The sequence below is a fragment of the Pseudomonas sp. Kh14 genome (assembly GCF_900291005.1).
Taxonomy (GTDB): Bacteria; Pseudomonadota; Gammaproteobacteria; order Pseudomonadales; family Pseudomonadaceae; genus Aquipseudomonas; species Aquipseudomonas alloputida.
Map to the genome: position 1 here is coordinate 47,313 of NZ_OLKJ01000019.1, position 20,008 is coordinate 67,320.

At 63.8% G+C, this 20,008-nt stretch carries 17 protein-coding genes; 14 read left to right on the forward strand and 3 right to left on the reverse strand.

What is annotated here, in order from left to right; translation table 11 throughout:
• Positions 1 to 31: 31 nt before the first annotated feature.
• Entirely contained in the window at positions 32 to 2,479 is a 2,448-nt protein-coding gene (locus tag FQ668_RS08795) for an acyl-CoA dehydrogenase (RefSeq protein ID WP_019437415.1), read from the reverse strand.
• A gap of 499 nt (positions 2,480 to 2,978) precedes the next feature.
• Here FQ668_RS08795 and FQ668_RS08800 point away from each other — a divergent pair, with 499 nt between their 5' ends.
• The 3 genes from FQ668_RS08800 to FQ668_RS08810 all read left to right on the forward strand — a co-directional run bounded on the left by FQ668_RS08800 (position 2,979) and on the right by FQ668_RS08810 (position 5,444).
• On the forward strand, positions 2,979 to 3,602 hold the full coding sequence (locus FQ668_RS08800) for a glutathione S-transferase (protein ID WP_014591940.1): 624 nt from the start codon (positions 2,979 to 2,981) through the stop codon (positions 3,600 to 3,602).
• Between the two features lie 133 nt (positions 3,603 to 3,735).
• Positions 3,736 to 4,668: an ABC transporter ATP-binding protein gene (locus tag FQ668_RS08805; protein WP_010952922.1), complete on the forward strand. Its 933-nt coding sequence runs from the start codon at positions 3,736 to 3,738 to the stop codon at positions 4,666 to 4,668.
• Positions 4,665 to 5,444, forward strand: coding sequence for an ABC transporter permease (locus FQ668_RS08810; protein WP_003247128.1), 780 nt, complete (start codon positions 4,665 to 4,667; stop codon positions 5,442 to 5,444). The genes FQ668_RS08805 and FQ668_RS08810 overlap by 4 nt, the downstream gene beginning before the upstream one ends.
• Here the strand turns inward: FQ668_RS08810 and FQ668_RS08815 are convergent.
• A complete protein-coding gene (locus FQ668_RS08815; RefSeq protein WP_019437414.1) occupies positions 5,328 to 5,960 on the reverse strand; it encodes a DUF2062 domain-containing protein in 633 nt (210 codons plus the stop codon). The genes FQ668_RS08810 and FQ668_RS08815 overlap by 117 nt on opposite strands.
• A 142-nt stretch (positions 5,961 to 6,102) precedes the next feature.
• Between FQ668_RS08815 and FQ668_RS08820 the strand changes: the two genes are divergently transcribed.
• The 8 genes from FQ668_RS08820 to murB all read left to right on the forward strand — a co-directional run bounded on the left by FQ668_RS08820 (position 6,103) and on the right by murB (position 13,009).
• On the forward strand, positions 6,103 to 8,319 hold the full coding sequence (locus FQ668_RS08820; protein ID WP_144180021.1) for a DNA internalization-related competence protein ComEC/Rec2: 2,217 nt from the start codon (positions 6,103 to 6,105) through the stop codon (positions 8,317 to 8,319).
• Between the two features lie 151 nt (positions 8,320 to 8,470).
• On the forward strand, positions 8,471 to 9,106 hold the full coding sequence (locus tag FQ668_RS08825) for a MotA/TolQ/ExbB proton channel family protein (RefSeq protein WP_026031862.1): 636 nt from the start codon (positions 8,471 to 8,473) through the stop codon (positions 9,104 to 9,106).
• Positions 9,103 to 9,537, forward strand: coding sequence for a biopolymer transporter ExbD (locus FQ668_RS08830; protein ID WP_014591937.1), 435 nt, complete (start codon positions 9,103 to 9,105; stop codon positions 9,535 to 9,537). The genes FQ668_RS08825 and FQ668_RS08830 overlap by 4 nt, the downstream gene beginning before the upstream one ends.
• Positions 9,537 to 10,538, forward strand: coding sequence for a tetraacyldisaccharide 4'-kinase (gene lpxK / locus FQ668_RS08835; protein WP_014591936.1), 1,002 nt, complete (start codon positions 9,537 to 9,539; stop codon positions 10,536 to 10,538). The genes FQ668_RS08830 and lpxK overlap by 1 nt, the downstream gene beginning before the upstream one ends.
• A 44-nt stretch (positions 10,539 to 10,582) precedes the next feature.
• On the forward strand, positions 10,583 to 10,768 hold the full coding sequence (locus tag FQ668_RS08840) for a Trm112 family protein (protein WP_003247142.1): 186 nt from the start codon (positions 10,583 to 10,585) through the stop codon (positions 10,766 to 10,768).
• A complete protein-coding gene (gene kdsB / locus FQ668_RS08845) occupies positions 10,765 to 11,529 on the forward strand; it encodes a 3-deoxy-manno-octulosonate cytidylyltransferase (RefSeq protein ID WP_144180024.1) in 765 nt (254 codons plus the stop codon). The genes FQ668_RS08840 and kdsB overlap by 4 nt, the downstream gene beginning before the upstream one ends.
• Complete coding sequence (locus FQ668_RS08850) at positions 11,529 to 11,993, forward strand: low molecular weight protein-tyrosine-phosphatase (protein ID WP_014591934.1); 465 nt, start codon at positions 11,529 to 11,531, stop codon at positions 11,991 to 11,993. The genes kdsB and FQ668_RS08850 overlap by 1 nt, the downstream gene beginning before the upstream one ends.
• Positions 11,990 to 13,009: a UDP-N-acetylmuramate dehydrogenase gene (gene murB, locus FQ668_RS08855; RefSeq protein ID WP_019437412.1), complete on the forward strand. Its 1,020-nt coding sequence runs from the start codon at positions 11,990 to 11,992 to the stop codon at positions 13,007 to 13,009. The genes FQ668_RS08850 and murB overlap by 4 nt, the downstream gene beginning before the upstream one ends.
• Positions 13,010 to 13,126: 117 nt before the next feature.
• Here murB and rne read toward each other — a convergent pair whose 3' ends face one another.
• Positions 13,127 to 16,405, reverse strand: coding sequence for a ribonuclease E (gene rne, locus FQ668_RS08860; RefSeq protein WP_019437411.1), 3,279 nt, complete (start codon positions 16,403 to 16,405; stop codon positions 13,127 to 13,129).
• Positions 16,406 to 17,202: 797 nt separating this feature from the next.
• Between rne and rluC the strand changes: the two genes are divergently transcribed.
• From rluC to FQ668_RS08880, 3 genes are read left to right on the forward strand one after another with little or no spacing between them, the layout of a single operon-like run.
• Positions 17,203 to 18,159 (forward strand): 23S rRNA pseudouridine(955/2504/2580) synthase RluC, encoded by a 957-nt coding sequence (gene rluC / locus FQ668_RS08870; protein WP_003247149.1) that lies wholly within the window; start codon positions 17,203 to 17,205, stop codon positions 18,157 to 18,159.
• Positions 18,160 to 18,162: 3 nt separating this feature from the next.
• Complete coding sequence (locus FQ668_RS08875) at positions 18,163 to 18,837, forward strand: HAD family hydrolase (protein ID WP_019437409.1); 675 nt, start codon at positions 18,163 to 18,165, stop codon at positions 18,835 to 18,837.
• A 6-nt stretch (positions 18,838 to 18,843) separates the two neighbouring features.
• A complete protein-coding gene (locus tag FQ668_RS08880; protein ID WP_014591929.1) occupies positions 18,844 to 19,833 on the forward strand; it encodes a S49 family peptidase in 990 nt (329 codons plus the stop codon).
• Positions 19,834 to 20,008: the final 175 nt, after the last annotated feature.

A 20,008-nucleotide genomic window follows, 5' to 3' on the forward strand; every position in this document is an offset into this window, starting at 1 on the left:
TTGGGGAAGGGGCCGCAAAACGGCCCCTGTCTCAGCGTACCTTGCCTTGCTCCGGTAGCAGCTGTGCCTTGTCGAAGGCATCCACGTCGATCACCGCACGGCGCGCCTGCTCGGCAGCATGCAGGTGTTGCGCCTGATCAGGCTGAAGTACACCACTGTCGACTGCCGCATCGATCACCGACTGCCCGGGCGCTGGCTGTACCTTGCCTTCCTTGATTGCCCGATGCAGCGTGTTGTGCAGCGGCGTCGCCTCCTCCAGCAGGTCGCAGGCCCGTTGCAGGGCTGCCACCGGGTCGCCGTCGGCTTGCGGCCTGAAGCAACCGGCAAGCAGCTCTTCCAGCGCAGGGTCGCCTTTGCTGCGCCCGATCAGCGCTGCCACCTCGGCGTCCAGTTCATCGCTCGGCCCGGTGTGCCGGCGGCCGAAGGGGAATACCAGCACCCGTAGCGCGCAGCCGACGAAGCGGTTGGGGAAGTTGTCGAGCAACCGGTCCAGCGCGTGCTCCGCCTGGCCCAGGCTTTCTTCCATCGCCCAGCGCAGCAGGGGCTGCATGTGCTCGGGCGAACCGAGATCGTGGTAGCGCTTGAGCGCGGCACTTGACAGGTACAGGTAACTGAGTACATCGCCCAGCCGGGCACTCAGGCGTTCCCGGCGCTTTAGCGCGCCGCCGAGCAGCATCATCGACAGGTCCGCCAGCAGGGCAAAGGCGGCGGCCTGGCGGTTGAGGGCCCGGAAGTAGCCTTGGCTCAGCGTGTCCCCCGGTACTTTCTCGAAAAGCCCCAGCCCCAGGTTGAACACCAAAGTGCTGGCCGCATTGCCGGCGGCGAACAGGATGTGTTTCATCAGCAGGTCATCGAATTCCTGAAGCGCCTGATCGTGGTCTTCACGCCCGGCCAATGCCATTTCCTTGAGCACGAACGGATGGCAGCGAATGGCGCCCTGGCCGAAGATCATCAGGTTGCGCGAAAGGATGTTGGCGCCTTCGACCGTGATGAAGATCGGCGCCCCTTGCCAATTACGGCCCAGGTAGTTGTTCGGGCCCATGATGATGCCCTTGCCACCGTGCACGTCCATGGCGTGCTGGATGCATTCGCGGCCACGCTCGGTCAGGTGGTACTTGAGGATCGCCGACAGCACCGAGGGTTTCTCGCCCAGGTCCACGGCCTTGGCGGTCAGCAGGCGGGCACTGTCCATCAGCCAAGCGTTGCCACCGATGCGTGCCAGTGATTCCTGGATGCCTTCGAAGGCCGCCAGTGGCACGTTGAACTGCTCGCGGATATTGGCGTACTGGCCGGTCACCAGGCTGGTGTACTTGGCGGCACCGGTGCCCACGGCTGGCAGGGAGATGGAGCGGCCCACCGACAGGCAGTTCATCAGCATCATCCAGCCTTTGCCAAGCATCGCTTGGCCGCCAATGAGGAAGTCCAGCGGGACGAACACGTCCTTGCCGCTGTTGGGGCCGTTCATGAACGCAGCGCCCAGTGGCAGGTGGCGTTTACCGATTTCCACCCCGGGGGTATCGGTGGGGATCAGCGCCAGGCTGATGCCCAGTGCTTCCTCATCGCCCAGCAGGTGGTCCGGGTCGTAGGCCTTGAATGCCAGGCCCAGCAGGGTGGCGACCGGGCCGAGGGTGATGTAGCGCTTTTCCCAGTTCAGGCGCAGGCCGATCACTTCTTCGCCTTGCCACTGGCCTTTGCAGATGATGCCGGTGTCGGGCATGGCGCCAGCGTCGGAGCCGGCCAGTGGGCCGGTGAGTGCGAAACAGGGGATTTCCTCGCCACGGGCCAGGCGCGGCAGGTAGTGGTTGCGTTGTTCGTCGGTGCCGTAGTGCAGCAGCAGTTCGGCAGGGCCGAGGGAGTTGGGCACCATTACCGTGGAGGCCAGGTCACCGCTGCGGGTGGCCAGTTTCATCGCCACCTGGGAGTGGGCGTAGGCGGAGAAGCCCTTGCCGCCGTATTCCTTGGGGATGATCAGGGCGAAAAAGCCATGTTGCTTGATATGTGCCCAGGCTTCGGGCGGAAGGTCCAGGTCCTGGCCAATCTGCCAGTCGCTGACCATGGCGCACAGCGCTTCGGTAGGGCCATCGATGAAGGCCTGCTCTTCTTCAGTCAGCTTCGGTGCGGGGTAGGCCAGCAAGGTGCGCCAGTCGGGGCGGCCACTGAACAGTTCGCCGTCCCACCACACGGTGCCGGCGTCGATGGCTTCGCGCTCAGTCTGCGACATGGGCGGCAGGGTGCGCTGGAACCAGCGGAATACCGGGGCGGTAAAGACTTTGCGTCGCCACTGCGGCAGCGCAACCAGGGCGATCTTCAGGGCAAGCACCACCCAGATCAGGGCCAGCAGCCAGCCGGGGGCACTGCTGAAAATGCCCATCAACAGCACATAGGCCGCCATGATGCCGAGAATCTGCAAGGGCGCCAGGCGCCGGTGCGTGAGGTACGCCGCGCCGATCACCAGCACCACCAACCACAACAGCAACATAATCGGTCCTCCTTGGAACCAAGGGCTTGAGCCGTCCCAGACAGCTTAGACGCAATGCTGTGAACGGCATGTTCAGAACAGTGACAGGGTGTGGCGGTGGGAGTTTCAGTTCATTTGTTCGCCTGTACCGTTCCATTCCCTCCTACAACGGTATGTGGCAAGCCCCCCCGATCGATGTAGGAGCGGGCTTGCCCGCGAATGCGATGGTGAATGATCTGGGATATTGGCCGGCAGGTCCGGCCCTTTCGCGGGTGAACCCGCTCCTACAACGGAACGTGGCGATGCCACCGATTGATGAATGTGGTGGCGGCTGCGACGGTGAATGACCGGGGATTGGCTGGCAGGCTCGGCCTATTTGCAGGTAAAACCCATGCAGGAATACCGGTGACGTGAAGACGGTGGTGATCCTGTGGGAGCGGGCTTGCCCGCGAAGAGGCCAGTACAGGCGGTGAAGGTCTGGAGTAGACTGTGCCACCTCCGCATTCAAAAGGATGTTGCCATGCTGAAGATCTGGGGCCGCAAGAATTCGAGCAATGTGCGCAAGGCGCTGTGGATCGCCCACGAGTTGGGCCTGGACTTCGAATCCATCGACGCCGGCGGCGCCTTCGGCGTGGTCAACGAGCCGCACTACCGCGCCCGCAACCCCAACGGCCTGGTGCCGATGCTCGAAGACGGCGACCTGACTTTGTGGGAGTCCAACACCATCGTTCGCTACCTGTGCGCGGAGTATGGCACGGAGCAGGGCTGGTATCTGGCAGACCCACGCCAGCGCGCCCTGGCCGACAAGTGGATGGACTGGACCACATCGTCCTTCGCCGCACCCTTCCGCCCGCTGTTCTGGGGCCTGCTGCGCACGCCGGAAGACCAGCGCGACTGGGTGGCAATCAACGCCGCGCACAAGCAGTGCGCGCAATTACTGGCTATTGCCGACGAAACCCTGGCCAATCAGCCGTACCTGTCCGGTGACCAGATCGGCATGGGCGACATCCCACTGGGTAGCTTCATCTATGCCTGGTTCGAACTGCCCATCGAGCGCCCGGCCATGTACCACCTTCAAGCCTGGTATGAACGCCTGAAGCAACGCCCGGCCTACCAGGCCGCAGTGATGACCGCGCTCACTTGAACCCGCTTCGATAGTCATTATCAATAGATGTGACTGTACTTGTGCAGCCTGGCCTAGCACCATGGCTGCACTCACTGCGCCAGTGACTTTACCTGGCGTGTCCTGCACCTTTTTCTTCGGTAAGTGACCCGCTATGAGTTCCGCCCTGTCCATCCGACAGCTGACCAAGACCTACGGCAATGGCTTTCAGGCCCTCAAAGGCATCGACCTCGATGTTGCCGAAGGCGACTTCTTCGCCTTGCTCGGCCCCAACGGTGCCGGTAAATCCACCACCATCGGCATTCTCTCGACCCTGGTGAACAAGACCAGCGGCACAGTGAACGTGTTCGGTCACGACCTGGACCGCGAGCCCTCCGCGCTCAAGCGTTGCCTGGGCGTGGTGCCGCAAGAGTTCAACTTCAACCAGTTCGAAAAGACCTTCGACATCGTCGTCACCCAGGCCGGGTACTACGGCATCCCGCCCAAGCTGGCCAAGGAGCGCGCCGAGCAGTACCTGACCCAGCTGGGCTTGTGGGACAAACGTGATGTGCAGTCGCGTTCGTTGTCCGGCGGCATGAAGCGGCGTCTGATGATTGCCCGTGCATTGATCCACGAACCGCGGCTGCTGATCCTGGACGAACCTACCGCCGGGGTGGATATCGAGCTGCGCCGCTCGATGTGGAGCTTCCTCACCGAGCTGAACCAGAAGGGCATCACCATCATCCTCACCACCCACTACCTGGAAGAGGCTGAACAGCTGTGCCGTAACATCGGCATCATCGACCATGGCACCATCGTCGAGAACACCAGCATGCGCCAGTTGCTGGGCAAGCTGCATGTCGAAACCTTCGTGCTCGACCTCAAGCAGGACCTGGCCGCGGCGCCGGTACTGCAGGGCTACCCGTGCCGGCTGCTGACCCCGCATACCCTGGAAGTGCAGGTGGAGAAGGACATCGGCATCACCGCGCTGTTCGGCCAGCTGGCGCTGCAGAACATCGAAGTGCAGAGCCTGCGCAACAAGACCAACCGACTCGAGGAGCTGTTCGTGTCCCTGGTGGAAAAAAACCTGTCGAAGGTGGCCGTATGAGTGTGGAACTGCGCACCAACTGGGTCGCCCTGAACACCATCGTCTACCGCGAAGTGCGGCGCTTTCTGCGCATCTGGCCGCAAACGTTGCTGCCGCCAGCGATCACCATGGTCCTGTACTTCGTCATCTTCGGTAACCTGATTGGCCGGCAGATCGGCGACATGGGTGGCTTCACCTACATGCAGTACATCGTGCCGGGGCTGATCATGATGTCGGTGATCACCAACTCCTACGGCAACGTGGTGTCGAGCTTTTTCGGCAGCAAGTTCCAGCGCTCGATCGAAGAACTGATGGTGTCGCCGGTGTCGCCGCACACCATTCTCGTCGGCTATGTGCTGGGTGGGGTGCTGCGTGGTTTGGCGGTGGGTGTGATCGTGACCATCCTGTCGATGTTCTTCACCGACCTGCAGGTGCACCACCTGGGCGTGACCGTGGTGGTTGTGCTGCTGACGGCCACCATCTTTTCGCTGCTTGGGTTCGTCAACGCAGTGTTTGCGCGCAACTTCGACGACATCTCGATCATCCCGACCTTCGTGCTGACGCCGCTGACCTACCTGGGCGGGGTGTTCTACTCGATCAACCTGCTGCCGCCGTTCTGGCAGACCGTGTCGTTGGCCAACCCGGTGCTGCACATGGTCAACTCGTTCCGCTACGGCATTCTAGGGGTGTCGGATATCAGCATTGGCACGGCGATCACCTTCATGCTGGTGGCTACTGCGGTGCTCTACGTTGTTTGCGTTCGCTTGCTGGTCAGCGGCCGCGGCATGCGGGCCTGAAGCCTTGCACCGGCATTGGCGACGACGCCACTGCCGGCCCACCCACCAGCGCCAGTAGAACATGGTGGAGAAGTAGGCAAGGATGCCCAGCACCACGCCGCACACCACCGAGCCGAGCAGGAAGGGTTGCCACAGCGTCGACAGCTGGTCGGTGATCCACTGGAAGGTCAGTTCGTCGGGCAGGGTGCGCGGCGGCACCTGCATCAGCCAGGCCCCGGTCATGTAGGTGACGAAGAACACCGGCGGCATGGTCAACGGGTTGGTCAGCCACACCAGGCTGACGGCGACCGGCAGGTTGCCGCGCACCGGGATCGCCAAGGCCGCCGCCAGCAGCATTTGCATCGGGATGGGAATAAGCGCCGCGAACAGGCCCACACCCATGGCTCTGGCCACCGAATGGCGGTTCAGGTGCCAGAGGTTGGGATCGTGCAGCAACTTGCCGAAAAAGCGTAAGGACTTGTGTTCCCGAATGCTGGTCGGGTCCGGCATGTAGCGTTTGAAAAGTCGGCGCGGCATGTAGGCTCCCGGAGCGTTGACCCTGGCAGTATGCCCTTAATCCTGCTCCGACTCGTTTAGAGTTTGTGACAATTGTTGAGCAAGCGTTGCCGGCAATTGGGCTATGCCTCAGGAGGTGATTCGCCTTCTGGAGCTCTACCTCATGCGCACAGGGATGTTTGCGCTCGCGCTCGGGCTGTTGTGCCTGGGCTTTCTTCCTGCATTGCCATCGGTCGGATGGTTGATAACCCTGGCAGCCTGCGCTGTCGGCAGCCTGTTTACCCGCGTCTGGCCACTGGGTTGGTTTCTGCTGGGCTTGTGTTGGGCGTGCGGGTCTGCTCAGCAGGCCCTTGATGATCGTCTGGCTGCCGGCCTGGAGGGGCGCACCTTGTGGCTGGAAGGGCGGGTGGCGGGTTTGCCGGCCCGCACAGCACAATGCGTGCGTTTCGAACTGGAAGCGCCACGCTCGCGGCGGGCCGAACTGCCTCAGCGCTTGCAACTGAGCTGGTTCGACGGGCCGCCGCTGCGGGCGGGCGAGCAGTGGCGGCTGGCGGTGACCTTGCAGCGCCCGGACGGGCTGCTGAACCCGCATGGGCCCGACCGTGAAGCGCAGTTGCTGGCGCGACGGGTGGGCGCTACGGGTACGGTCAAGGCGGGGCAGTTGCTGGCGCCAGTCGCCGGTGGTTGGCGCGATGCGCTGCGTCAGCGCTTGCTGATGGTCGAAGCCAATGGCCGACAGGCAGCGCTGGTGGCCCTGGTGCTTGGCGATGGTGCGGGCCTGGCCCGGGAGGACTGGCAGACGTTGCAGGCCACCGGCACGGTGCACCTGCTGGTGATTTCCGGCCAGCACATCGGCCTGGTCGCCGGTTTGCTCTATGGCCTGGTTGCCGGGCTGGCGCGTTGGGGGCTATGGCCGGCAAGGCTACCGTGGTTACCCTGGGCCTGCGGCCTGGCCATGGCCGCAGCGCTGGCCTACGGGTGGCTGGCTGGCGGTGGGGTGCCAGTGCAGCGGGCCTGCCTGATGCTAGCCGTGGTGCTGCTCTGGCGTCTGCGCTTTCGCCACCTTGGCGTTTTTTTTCCGTTGCTGGTTGCACTGGTCGCTGTGCTTGTCTTCGAGCCACTGGCGGCGTTGCTGCCTGGGTTCTGGCTGTCGTTCGCCGCCGTGGCCACGCTCATCTACTGCTTCAGTGCCCGGTTGGGTGGTTGGCGGCCCTGGCAGGCCTGGACGCGTGCGCAATGGGTGATCGCCGTCGGCTTGCTGCCGGTGTTGCTGGCCACCGGCTTGCCGGTGAGCCTCAGTGCGCCGCTGGCCAACCTTGTGGCGGTGCCGTGGGTCAGCCTGGCGGTCTTGCCGTTGGCGTTGCTGGGCACGCTGATGTTGCCGCTGGCGGGCGTTGGCGAGGCGTTGCTCTGGCTGGCAGGTGGCCTGCTGGATGTGCTGTTCCGCGGGCTGGCGCTGGTGGCGCAGCAGCGCCCGGCATGGGTGCCGCCGGCCCTGCCGTTGTGGGCCTGGCTGCTGGTATGTCTGGGTGCGCTGTTGATTTTGCTGCCCCGTGGTGTGCCGCTGCGCGGGTTGGGAGGGGTGATGCTGCTGGCGCTGTGGGTGCCCCGGGAGCCGGTGCCGTTCGGCCAGGTCGAGGTCTGGCAGCTGGATGTTGGCCAGGGGTTGGCGGTGCTATTGCGTACGCGGCATCACAGCCTGCTCTACGATGCCGGGCCGGCCAGGGGGGAAAGCGACTTGGGGGAACGCGTGGTGCTGCCAACCTTGCGCAAGCTGGGGGTGGGCGGCCTTGACGTGATGGTGATCAGCCATGCGCATGCCGATCATGCGGGCGGGGCCGGAGCCATTGCGCGTGGTTTGCCGATCAAGCGGATAATCGGTGGGGAAGCGCTGGTTGATATTCCCTTGCAGCCTTGTGCCAGTGGCGAGCAATGGGATTGGGATGGCGTGCGCTTTTCGCTGTGGCGCTGGGTGGACGGGCAGAGCAGTAATGACCGTTCCTGTGTGCTGTTGGTCGAGGCGCAGGGCGAGCGCTTGCTGCTGGCGGGGGATATGGAAGCTGCTGCCGAACGGGCCTGGCTGGCGGACACTGAAGTGCCGCGTATCGACTGGCTGCAGGCGCCGCATCATGGCAGCCGCAGCTCGTCCACCGAGGCGTTCGTCCGGGCTACCGCACCGCGCGGGGTATTGATTTCGCGGGGGCGCAACAACAGCTTCGGGCATCCGCACGTGCAGGTGGTCGAGCGGTATGGGCGGCATGGAGTGGTGATGCATGATACGGCAGTGGAGGGGGCATTGCGGTTGGTGCTGGGGCGGCATGGGGAGGTTGAGGGTGTGCGCCGACAGCGGCGATTCTGGCGTGATGTTGGTGGTGGCTGATCTGGCCCTTTCGCGGGTAAACCCGCACAGTTACTGCACGGCCCAGAGGCCCGACCCGGTCGCCTGACAGCCGAATTCCCTGACCTCCGGCAGATGAGCCCTCGGCGCGCCTATGGTAGAGTGGCGGCCTTTTTCCGAAGGGGCGTTTATTGTGTGGGAATTGGTCAAGTCCGGTGGTTGGATGATGCTGCCGATCATTCTGAGCTCCATCGCTGCCATGGCTATCGTCGTCGAACGCCTGTGGACCTTGCGCGCCAGTCGCGTCACCCCGCCGCACCTGCTGGGCCAGGTATGGATGTGGATCAAGGACAAGCAACTGACCAGTGACAAGCTCAAGGCCCTGCGTGCCGATTCGCCACTGGGTGAAATCCTCGCGGCGGGCCTGGCCAATTCGCGTCACGGTCGGGAGATCATGAAAGAGTGCATCGAGGAGGCCGCCTCGCGCGTCATCCATGAACTGGAGCGCTACATCAGCACCCTCGGCACCATCGCCGCCATGGCGCCTCTGCTCGGCCTGCTGGGCACCGTGCTGGGCATGATCGACATTTTCAGCGCCTTCATGGGCTCGCAGATGACCGCCAACGCCGCCGTGCTGGCCAGTGGCATCTCCAAGGCCCTGGTCACCACTGCGGCTGGCCTGATGGTCGGTATCCCGGCGGTGTTCTTCCACCGCTTCCTGCTGCGCCGCATCGATGAACTGGTGATCGGCATGGAGCAGGAGGCGATCAAGTTGGTGGAAGTGATCCAGGGTGACCGTGAAGTGGAAGTGGCCGGAGGCAAGGCGTGAAGTTCCGGCGCAATCGCCAGCGGGAGAACGTCGACATCAACCTGGCGTCGCTGATCGACGTGGTGTTCGTCCTGCTTCTGTTCTTCGTGGTTACCACTACCTTCACCCGCGAAACGCAACTTCGCGTCGAGCTGCCCGAAGCCACCAGCGCCGAGCCGGCGCCGGCCGACCCGGGCAAGCTGGTAGAAATCACCATCAGCGCCGAAGGCGTGTATTCGGTGAACAACCACCTGCTGCCCAAAAGCGACCTGGCCACCCTGAGCGAGGCCATAGAGCGCGAGTCGGGCGGCGACAACACGCTGCCGCTGGCCATTAGCGCCGACGGCAAGACCCCGCACCAGGCTGTGGTCACCGCAATGGATGCTGCCGGCAAGCTCGGTTTCAGCCAGTTGCGCATGACCACCGTCGAGGCGGCCCAGGGCACGCCTTGATGGCGTTCGCCGACCGCTTGCTCGCTGCCTGGTACGCCGGGCATCCGGCGCTGGCGCTGCTGCGTCCGCTGGAGGCCTTGTATCGCCGCGTGGTCACGCGCAAGCGGGCACGTTTTCTAAGGGGTGACAGTGCCAGCTACCGAGCACCGGTACCGGTCATTGTGGTGGGCAACATCACCGTCGGTGGCACCGGCAAGACGCCGATGATCCTCTGGCTGATCGAACACTGCCGCCAGCAGGGGCTGAAGGTGGGTGTGGTCAGCCGCGGTTATGGTGCCAAGCCTCCACAGCTGCCCTGGCGGGTGCAGGCCGATCAGGCGGCCGATCAGGCGGGCGACGAGCCGCTGCTGATCGTGCAACGCACTGGCGTGCCACTGATGATCGACCCCGATCGCTCCCGTGCCGTGCAGGCATTGCTGGCAAGCGAACCCCTCGACCTGATCCTGTGCGACGACGGTATGCAGCATTACCGCCTGGCCCGTGACCTGGAACTGGTGCTGATCGACGCTGCCCGCGGCCTGGGCAATGGCCGCTGCCTGCCGGCGGGGCCGTTGCGTGAGCCGGCCGACCGCTTGCGTGAGGCTGACGCGGTGCTGTTCAACGGCGCCAGCGAAGACCGCACCGATGGTTTTGGTTTCCGTCTGCAGCCGTCCGCCCTGGTCAACGTGCGCACTGGCGAGCGCCGTGCGCTCGACCATTTCCCCGCCGGCCAGCGCCTGCATGCGGTGGCCGGTATCGGCAACCCGCAACGTTTCTTCAACACCCTGCTGGGGCTAAACTGGCAGCCGGTGCCGCATCCCTTCGCCGACCATGCGCAGTTCAGTGCCCGGAGCCTGGCTTTCAGCCCGCCACTACCGCTGGTCATGACCGAGAAGGACGCGGTGAAATGCCGGGCCTTTGCCGCTGACGACTGGTGGTACCTGGCCGTCGAAGCGCAGCCTACGCCGGCTTTCAGCGCCTGGTTCGACAACCAGTTGCAACGCTTGTTGCGCAAACCCTGAGCCCATTTTCAATTTCCGGCCACCTGGCCTAAAGGAAGCCTCCAATGGACACCAAACTGCTCGATATCCTGGCCTGCCCGATCACCAAGGGCCCGCTCAAGCTGAGCGCCGACAAGACCGAGCTGATCAGCAAGGGCGCTGGCCTGGCCTACCCGATTCGCGACGGTATCCCGGTCATGCTGGAAAGCGAGGCACGCACCCTGACCGACGACGAGCGTCTTGACAAATGAGCCTTGAATTTACGGTTGTAATCCCCGCCCGGCTGCGCTCCACCCGCCTGCCAGGCAAACCGCTGCTGCTGATTGCCGGCAAGCCGATGGTGCAACATGTGTGGGAGCAGGCCCGCAAGAGCGGTGCCAGCCGTGTGGTCATCGCCACCGACGACACCAGCATCCTTGAAGCCTGCCAGGCCTTCGGCGCCGAAGTGCTGATGACCCGTGCCGATCATGAATCGGGCACTGACCGTCTGGCCGAAGTGGCCGCGTATCTCGGTTTGCCGGCTGACGCCATCGTGGTCAACGTGCAGGGCGACGAGCCGCTGATCCCGCCGGTGATCATCGATCAGGTGGCGGCCAACCTGGCTGCGCATCCGGAAGCGGGCATCGCCACCTTGGCCGAGCCGATCCATGAGCCGGAAACCGTGTTCAACCCTAACGCGGTCAAGGTGGTGAGTGACAAGAACGGCCTGGCCCTGACGTTCAGCCGAGCGCCGCTGCCCTGGGCCCGCGATACCTTTGCCAAGGCCCGCGACGTGCTGCCGGAAGGGGTGCCATATCGCCGCCATATTGGCATGTACGCCTACCGTGTCGGCTTCCTGCACGACTTCGTCAGCTGGGGCCCATGCTGGCTTGAGCAGTCTGAAGCGCTGGAGCAGCTGCGTGCCCTGTGGCACGGCGTGCGCATTCACATCGAGGACGCCATCGAGGCACCTGCCGTGGGTGTCGATACCCCTGAGGATCTGGAGCGCGTACGGCGCTTGCTGGAGGCCTGATGCGCGTCCTGTTCGTGTGCCTGGGCAATATCTGCCGCTCGCCCACTGCCGAAGGCGTGCTGCGCTATCAATTGCAGGCCGCCGGGCTCGCCGACAAGGTGCAGGTGGCTTCTGCCGGCACCGGCGATTGGCATGTCGGCAAGGCCCCAGACAGCCGCACCTGCAAGGCGGCGCTGGCGCGTGGTTATGATCTGTCGCAGCAACGCGCCCAACAGGTCAAGGCATCGCACTTCGCCGAATACGACCTGGTGTTGGCCATGGATGAGCACAACCTGCGCGATCTGCGGGCCCTGCGCCCGTCCACGGCAGAGGGTGAACTCGACCTGTTCCTGCGCCGCTACGGTGCAGCACTGGATGAAGTGCCAGACCCTTACTACGGTGGCGCCGATGGCTTCGAGCAGGTGCTGGATCTGGTGGAAGCGGCTTGCCAGGCGCTGGTACTGGAAATCAAGGGGCGTCTATGACAGTGCAGTGGCAGGAGCAGGTATCGCTCAAGCCTTACAATACCTTCGGCATCGACGTGAAGGCGCGCTATTTCAGCCAGGTGCAGGACGACCAGCAGGTGCGTCAGGCGCTGGGCCAGGCACAGCAAAGAGGCTTGCCGGTACTGGTGATCGGGGGTGGCAGCAACCTGCTGCTGACCCGTGATATCGATGCACTGGTGCTGCACATGGCCAGCCGCGGTCGGCGTGTGCTCAGTGACGATGGCGAGTGTATCGTGGTCGAAGCCGAGGCCGGTGAGCCGTGGCACGCGTTTGTGCAGTGGGCGCTGGCGCAGGGCTATTGCGGGCTGGAGAACCTCAGCCTGATCCCCGGCACCGTCGGTGCTGCGCCGATGCAGAACGTGGGCGCATACGGGGTGGAGATCAAGGACGTATTCGCCGGGTTGACAGCCCTGGACCGTGAGACGGGCGAGCTGCGTGACTTCGGTTTGGCAGAATGTGCTTTCGCCTATCGCGACAGCCTTTTCAAGCGCAACCCCGGCCGCTGGTTGATCCTGCGTGTGCGCTTTGCCTTGACCCGCACCCTGCACGCTCATCTGGATTACGGCCCGGTGCGCCAACGCCTGTCTGAGCAGGGGGTGATCGAGCTGACCGCGCAAGCGATCAGTGATGCAATCTGCAGCATTCGCCGCGAGAAGCTGCCAGATCCGGTAGAGCTTGGCAATGCCGGGAGCTTCTTCAAGAACCCGGTGGTAACGGCTGATCTGGTCGAGCGAATTCGTGCGCAGTATCCCGCGGTTGTGGCTTACCCCCAAGCGGATGGCCAGGTGAAACTGGCGGCGGGCTGGTTGATTGAGCAGGCGGGCTGGAAGGGTCATCGTGAGGGTGATGCTGGCGTACATCGCTTGCAGTCGCTGGTGCTGGTCAACTATGGCCAGGCGAGCGGGGCGCAGATGCATGCGCTCGCGCGCAAGATTCAGGCGGATATCTTCGAGCGGTTTGGGGTTGAGTTGGAGATGGAGCCTAATCTTTACTGATTTGCCGGCTGTGAACCTCCCGTAGGAGCGGGTTTACCCGCGAAGAGGCCAGTCAGGCAAACCAAAAAAAGCCCCGCCAGTTCGCACTGGCGGGGCTTTTTCATTCAGCTTTGGCTATCAGCCGTGATGAGGTTTGTGCTCATCGGCGGTTTCCAAGGCTGGTTCCTGGGAAGCTGCAGCAGCTTCCTGTGCCGCTTTGGCAGCAGCCTCGGCCTCGCGCTTGCGGCGACGCACTTCACGTGGGTCGTTCGGTGCGCGGCCGTTGGCCAGCATGACAGTGGCAGGTTCGACCACTGCAGGTGCCGGTGCAGGCTCGGCCACCACTTCTGGCTGGGCTTCGACAACCGGGGCAGGCTGTACGGCAACCGGAGTGACTTCGGCCACGGCCGGGGCCTGTTCGATTTCACCGGCTTCTACCGCTGGGGCTTCTGCTGGGGTTTCAGTGACCACGGTTTCTGCAACCACGACCGGCTCAACAGCAGGTGCATTTTCAGCGACAGGCTGCGGGGCCATTTCGACCACAGGCTCGGCAGTTGCCGCGGCTGCGGCCACTGGCTCGGTGACCGGCTGCTCGACCGCTGGGGCCACGGACGCTTCTTCAGCTTTGGTGACCGCTTCGACCTGCTCGACCGGTTGGGCGGCTTCGCTGTTGTCGGTTTCCGCAACGGCGGCGACTTCAGCGGTGGCGCGCTCGGCCTGCTGGTTGGCCTGGGCTTCTGCGTCGGAGCTGATGTTGCTGCTTGCGACAGCAGCCGTCACGGCAAGGCCGGCAGCCAGTTCGGCACCCAGCTCGGTGGCCTGGTGCTGTTGTGGCTGCTCTTCGCTGCCTTCTTCTTCACTGCCGTCGATCAGCTCGCCATTGGCATTGCGCTGACGCTCACGACGGTTGCTGCGACGACGCTGGCCACGGGAGCGGCGGCGCGGGCGCTCGCCATCGGTGCCTTCCTGCTCGTCTTGCAGCAGCTCTTCGCCTGGCAGTTGCTCTTCGGCCAGTTCGGCTGCCTGTTCGGTTGCTTCTTCGGCAGCGCGTGGTTGGCGCTCTTCGCGTGGTGGGCGCGGGGCGCGCTCTTCGCGTGGAGCACGTTCTTCGCGAGGGGCGCGTTCTTCACGTGGGGCACGTTCTTCGCGAGGGGCGCGTTCTTCACGCGGTGCCCGTTCTTCACGTGGGGCACGCTCTTCGCGCGGTGCGCGTTCTTCACGTGGAGCACGCTCTTCACGCGGTGCGCGCTCTTCACGCGGTGCGCGCTCTTCACGTGGCGCTCGCTCTTCGCGGGCTACACGTTCTTCACGCGGCTGGCGCTCTTCGCGTTCGGTTGGCGGGGTAGCGTCCAGCGGCTCGCGCAGTTCGCGAACGCGCTCTTCGCCGCGGTTGCTACGGCGGTCTTCGCGTGGCTGGCGCGGAGCACGTTCTTCACGCGGTGCACGCTCTTCACGTGGGGCACGTTCCTCACGCGGTGCACGCTCTTCGCGCGGGGCGCGTTCCTCGCGCGGGGCACGCTCTTCACGCGGTGCGCGCTCGGCACGCTCTTCACGCGGTTTGCGTTCTTCGTCGCGGCGGCCGTTGCGGTTGCGGCTTTGCTGGCGGCCGTTGCGGCGTTCTTCGTTGCGCGGGCTGCGCTCGGCAGCCGGTTTTTCGGCGGCGGGAACCACTGGCGCGGCGGCAGGCTCGTCCTTGCCGGCGAACAGGCTCACCAGTGACTTCACCAGGCCTTTGAACAGGCTTGGCTCCGGAGCGCTCGGGGCAGGGGCGACTGGGGCGGCAGCCTGGGGCTCTTCAGCGGCGGCCGGTACCGGTGCGTTGGCGCGGGCCGGGGCCGTCTTCACTGCGGCTTCCTGGCGTACCAGGGTGCGGGTGGCGGTCGGTTGCGGCGCTTCTTCGGCTTCGGCGGCAGCGATTTCGTAGCTGGACTGGTTGTTCAGCACTTCAGGGTTGTCGTCGCGCAGGCGCTGGACTTCGAAGTGCGGGGTTTCCAGGTGGTCGTTCGGCAGGATGATGATGCGCGCACGGGTGCGCAGCTCGATCTTGGTAATCGAATTACGCTTTTCGTTCAGCAGGAAAGCGGCTACCGGGATCGGCACTTGAGCACGTACTTCGGCGGTGCGGTCCTTCAGGGCTTCTTCTTCGATCAAGCGCAGGATGGCCAGCGACAGCGATTCGACGTCACGGATGATGCCGGTGCCGGAGCAGCGTGGGCAGACGATGCCGCTGCTTTCGCCCAGCGATGGGCGCAGGCGCTGACGGGACATTTCCAGCAGGCCGAAGCGCGAGATGCGGCCTACCTGCACGCGGGCGCGGTCGGCTTCCAGGCATTCACGAACGCGCTCTTCAACGGCGCGCTGGTTCTTCGCCGGGGTCATGTCGATGAAGTCGATGACGATCAGGCCGCCGATGTCACGCAGGCGCAGCTGGCGGGCGATTTCCTCGGCCGCTTCCAGGTTGGTCTGCAGGGCGGTTTCTTCGATGTCGCTGCCTTTGGTGGCGCGCGCCGAGTTGATGTCGATCGACACCAGGGCTTCGGTCGGGTCGATCACGATCGAACCGCCGGACGGCAGGTCGACCACGCGCTGGAAGGCCGTCTCGATCTGGCTTTCGATCTGGAAGCGGTTGAACAGCGGTACGCTGTCTTCGTACAGCTTGACCTTGCTGGCGTACTGCGGCATCACCTGGCGGATGAAGGTCAGCGCTTCTTCCTGGGCGTCGATGCTGTCGATCAGCACTTCGCCGATGTCCTGGCGCAGGTAGTCGCGGATGGCGCGGATGATGACGTTGCTTTCCTGGTAGATCAGGAATGGCGCGGCGCGGTCCAGGGACGCTTCCTTGATGGCGGTCCACAGCTGCAGCAGGTAATCCAGGTCCCACTGCATTTCTTCGCTGCTGCGGCCAAGGCCGGCAGTGCGCACGATCAGGCCCATATCGCCCGGTACGGTCAGGCCGTTCAGGGCTTCGCGCAGTTCGTTGCGCTCTTCGCCTTCGATGCGGCGCGAGATGCCACCGGCGCGCGGGTTGTTGGGCATCAGCACCAGGTAGCGGCCGGCCAGGCTGATGAAGGTGGTGAGGGCGGCGCCTTTGTTGCCGCGCTCTTCCTTCTCGACCTGAACGATGACTTCCTGGCCTTCGCTGAGCACTTCCTTGATGTTGACCCGGCCTTCTGGGGCCTTCTTGAAGTACTCGCGGGAGATTTCTTTCAGCGGCAGGAAGCCGTGACGTTCGGAACCGAAGTCGACGAAGGCGGCTTCGAGGCTGGGTTCGATGCGGGTGATCTTGCCTTTGTAGATGTTGGCCTTTTTCTGCTCGCGCGCGCCGGACTCGATGTCCAGGTCGTAGAGACGTTGGCCGTCCACCAGGGCTACACGCAACTCTTCGGGTTGAGTCGCGTTAATCAGCATTCTTTTCATGTTGTACCGTCGGTTTCCGGGCTGCCGGAAACGGCGTTCGGCACACACGACGTCTCATGGTCGGTGCCAAGGTGCGCAAAGGGTGGCCGGGCCACCCCCGTGTCGAGCGACGTTCGGCACCAGCCGGTTGCCCAGCCTGCCGTTGTCGCGACGACGCGTCCTGTTTGCTGCGGTGCCAACAAGGCCCCGGTGGCTTCGAATAGGTATCCGAATCAACCAAGCGGGCCTTGTGCACTCAGTCAGGAGGAGGAATCAACCGTCAGCCGTGGACGCCCGGAGGGCATCTGTTCAGGACCTTATCCGCTCACCAGCCGTCAGTGGGCTGGTGGCCGGACGCGGTGCTACACGGTCCGAGGGCTGTGCATCTCCACCCTGCACGTATCCCTGATAATTCGGGTGCTGCCGCGCGCTGAATCCGCAACGGGTTGCATTTTTCGCCAGCGCTGGTTCTGCGCTGGCGCCATTCATGTCCAAGGCAGGTATTTCCGAAGCATTCGCCGGGCGATGCGTGGAAGCGACTCGCGGGCAGAGGTGCAGCGAAAAGAATCGGGTAAGCAGGTGAAACACCGCACTTGTCGTTTTTTTTCGGTCTTCTCTACACGGCGCTGGTGGCGATTCCAGGCATTTCGGTAAACTGGCGAAAACCCCGTAGGACGGCCTCGCGTCCTGGAGAATTGCGAAGGTCAGGGACCGGCAAAGAGCCTGGTGCCGCTGGCCTGCCGCTTTTGGCGGCGTTCGCGACTATAGCAGCAATGATTAAGTGCTTCAATTCCATAAAAAATTGTTATGATCCCGCAATGACGACCAATACCCCTCCGACTTCCGGCGTTCAGCTGATCGAAGTCGCGCCGGAGCTTGCCGGCCAACGCATCGATAATTTCCTCATCACGGCCCTCAAGGGCGTGCCCAAGACGCTGGTCTACCGCATCCTGCGCAAGGGTGAGGTGAGGGTCAACAAGGGCCGCGTCAAGCCGGAGTACAAGATCCAGGCCGGCGACATCGTGCGGGTTCCGCCCGTCCGCTTGCCGGAGCGAGACGAGCCGGCGCCGGTGGCCCAAGGCCTGCTTCAGCGCCTGGAAGCCGCCATTGTCTACGAAGACAAGGCGCTTATCGTGATGAACAAACCGGCCGGCATTGCCGTGCACGGCGGCAGTGGCCTGAGCTTCGGGGTGATCGAGGCGCTGCGCCAGTTGCGCCCGGACGCCAAGGAGCTGGAGCTGGTGCATCGCCTGGATCGCGACACGTCTGGCCTGTTGATGATCGCCAAGAAGCGCAGCATGCTGCGCCACCTGCATGCCGCCCTGCGCGGCGATGGTGTCGACAAGCGCTACATGGCGCTGGTGCGCGGCCACTGGCCCACCTCGAAAAAGCAGGTCAACGCGCCGTTGCTCAAGAGCAACCTGCGCTCCGGTGAGCGCATGGTCGAAGTGAACGATGAAGGCAAGGAGGCGCTGACCCTGTTTCGCGTGCTGCGCCGCTTTGGCGACTTTGCCACCATTGTCGAGGCGCGCCCGATCACCGGTCGTACCCATCAGATTCGCGTGCACACCTTGCATGCCGGGCACATGATCGCTGGCGACAGCAAATACGGCGACGAAGACTTCAGTCGCGAAATTCGCGAGTTGGGTGGCAAGCGCCTGTTCCTGCATGCCTACGCGTTGACTGTACCGCTGCCGGACGGCGGTGAATTGAAGCTCGAGGCGCCTGTGGATGAGGTCTGGGCGAAAACCGTTGAACGTCTGAGTGCGTCCTGACCCATGAAAAAAGGCTATGAGCTACTGATCTTCGACTGGGACGGCACCCTGGCCGATTCCATTGGGCGTATCGTCGAGGCCATGAATGTCGCCGCAGAACGTGCCGGCGAGGCGCAGAGCAGCGACAATGCGGTCAAGGGCATCATCGGCCTGGCCTTGGACGAGGCGATCCACACCCTGTACCCGCACCTGGCGCCTGCAGAGGTTGCCAGCTTCCGCCAGCACTATGCCGATGTCTATGTTGCGCTGGATCAGCAGCCTTCGCCGTTGTTCGATGGTGTGGTCGAGTCGCTGGATGCCTTTCGCGCCGAGGGTTACCGCCTGGCGGTGGCCACCGGCAAGGCCCGTCGTGGGCTGGATCGGGTGCTCAAGGCCAATGGCTGGGAGCGGTTCTTCGACATCACCCGCGCCGCTGACGAGACCCGTGGCAAGCCACACCCGCTGATGCTTGAGGAAATCCTCGGGCATTGTGGCGTCGAACCGTCGCGTGCGCTGATGGTCGGAGATTCGGCATTCGACCTGCAGATGGCCAGCAATGCCGGCATGCATTCGGTTGCGGTTGGCTATGGTGCCATGTCGCTGCAGGCGCTGGCCGAGTTTGGCCCGCAGGTATGCATCGATCACTTTTCCCAGTTGCGCGAGTGGCTGGGTGGTTCCGCAATTCCATTTCCAAGGTAGGTAAGCATGGCAGACGAATGGAAAGCCCCTGAGGCCGAGCCCGGGGAGCGCGAAGAGCGCAACAGCTGGAGGCTGCTGGAAAAGACCTTGCTGGCCAGCGTGCAGGAGCAGCGACGGTCGCGGCGCTGGGGGATCTTCTTCAAGCTGCTGACCTTCGTCTACCTGTTTGGCATTCTGGCGTTGTTCTCGCCGCTGATGGACATGGACAAGGCCGCTTCGCGCAGTGCCAGCCATACCGCGCTGGTCGAAGTGCGCGGGGTGATTGCCGATCAGGAGGCTGCCAGCGCCGATAACATCGTCAAGAGCCTGCGCGAAGCGTTCAAGGACGACAAGACCAAGGCGGTGGTGATGCGCATCAATAGCCCGGGTGGCAGCCCGGTGCAGGCGGGTTACGTGTATGACGAAATCCGTCGCCTGCGTGCCGAATATCCCGCCATCAAGCTGTATGCGGTGATCGCTGACCTTGGTGCTTCCGGTGCCTATTACATCGCCAGTGCGGCGGACGAGATCTATGCCGACAAGGCCAGCCTGGTGGGTTCCATTGGGGTGACGGCGGCGGGTTATGGCTTTGTTGGCACCATGGAGAAGCTAGGGGTCGAGCGGCGTGCCTATACATCGGGTGAGCACAAGGCGTTCCTTGATCCGTTTTCGCCGGAAAAACCAGAAGAAACCCGGTTCTGGCAGGGCGTGCTGGATACCACGCACCAGCAGTTCATCGCGATGGTCAAGCAGGGGCGGGGCGAGCGCCTGAAGGATAAACAGCACCCGGAGTTGTTCAGCGGCCTGATCTGGTCGGGTGAGCAGGCCAAGGCGCTGGGGCTGGTGGATGGCTTGGGCAGTGCCAGCTATGTGGCGCGTGAGATCGTGGGCGAGAAGGAGTTGGTTGACTTCACCGTTCAGGAGTCGCCTTTTGATCGCTTCTCAAAGCGCGTGGGTGCCAGTGTGGCAGAGCACCTGGCGATGTGGATGGGGTTCCAGGGGCCGCAGTTGCGTTGAGTTCGTCGCAGTTCTTGTGGTGCCTGGCAGGTCGAGCGCCGCCCGCGCGGCGCATTGCGCGCAGGCTCGCTCATCAATCGGGGTGCCCAGCGGTGCGTTGTAGGAGATCACCCAGCCCTTCCGGGCTGCGCTGTCGCGCAGCAAACATTGAAGTACACGACTTTAGATTTGCAGT

Excerpts from the sequence above, each read along its gene's own strand:
- FQ668_RS08795 (WP_019437415.1), bottom strand. The coding sequence starts at position 2,479 with ATGTTGCTGTTGTGGTTGGTGGTGCTGGTGATCGGCGCGGCGTACCTC.
- FQ668_RS08800 (WP_014591940.1), top strand. The coding sequence starts at position 2,979 with ATGCTGAAGATCTGGGGCCGCAAGAATTCGAGCAATGTGCGCAAGGCG.
- FQ668_RS08805 (WP_010952922.1), top strand. The coding sequence starts at position 3,736 with ATGAGTTCCGCCCTGTCCATCCGACAGCTGACCAAGACCTACGGCAAT.
- FQ668_RS08810 (WP_003247128.1), top strand. The coding sequence starts at position 4,665 with ATGAGTGTGGAACTGCGCACCAACTGGGTCGCCCTGAACACCATCGTC.
- FQ668_RS08815 (WP_019437414.1), bottom strand. The coding sequence starts at position 5,960 with ATGCCGCGCCGACTTTTCAAACGCTACATGCCGGACCCGACCAGCATT.
- FQ668_RS08820 (WP_144180021.1), top strand. The coding sequence starts at position 6,103 with ATGCGCACAGGGATGTTTGCGCTCGCGCTCGGGCTGTTGTGCCTGGGC.
- lpxK (WP_014591936.1), top strand. The coding sequence starts at position 9,537 with ATGGCGTTCGCCGACCGCTTGCTCGCTGCCTGGTACGCCGGGCATCCG.
- FQ668_RS08840 (WP_003247142.1), top strand. The coding sequence starts at position 10,583 with ATGGACACCAAACTGCTCGATATCCTGGCCTGCCCGATCACCAAGGGC.
- kdsB (WP_144180024.1), top strand. The coding sequence starts at position 10,765 with ATGAGCCTTGAATTTACGGTTGTAATCCCCGCCCGGCTGCGCTCCACC.
- FQ668_RS08850 (WP_014591934.1), top strand. The coding sequence starts at position 11,529 with ATGCGCGTCCTGTTCGTGTGCCTGGGCAATATCTGCCGCTCGCCCACT.
- murB (WP_019437412.1), top strand. The coding sequence starts at position 11,990 with ATGACAGTGCAGTGGCAGGAGCAGGTATCGCTCAAGCCTTACAATACC.
- rne (WP_019437411.1), bottom strand. The coding sequence starts at position 16,405 with ATGAAAAGAATGCTGATTAACGCGACTCAACCCGAAGAGTTGCGTGTA.
- rluC (WP_003247149.1), top strand. The coding sequence starts at position 17,203 with ATGACGACCAATACCCCTCCGACTTCCGGCGTTCAGCTGATCGAAGTC.
- FQ668_RS08875 (WP_019437409.1), top strand. The coding sequence starts at position 18,163 with ATGAAAAAAGGCTATGAGCTACTGATCTTCGACTGGGACGGCACCCTG.
- FQ668_RS08880 (WP_014591929.1), top strand. The coding sequence starts at position 18,844 with ATGGCAGACGAATGGAAAGCCCCTGAGGCCGAGCCCGGGGAGCGCGAA.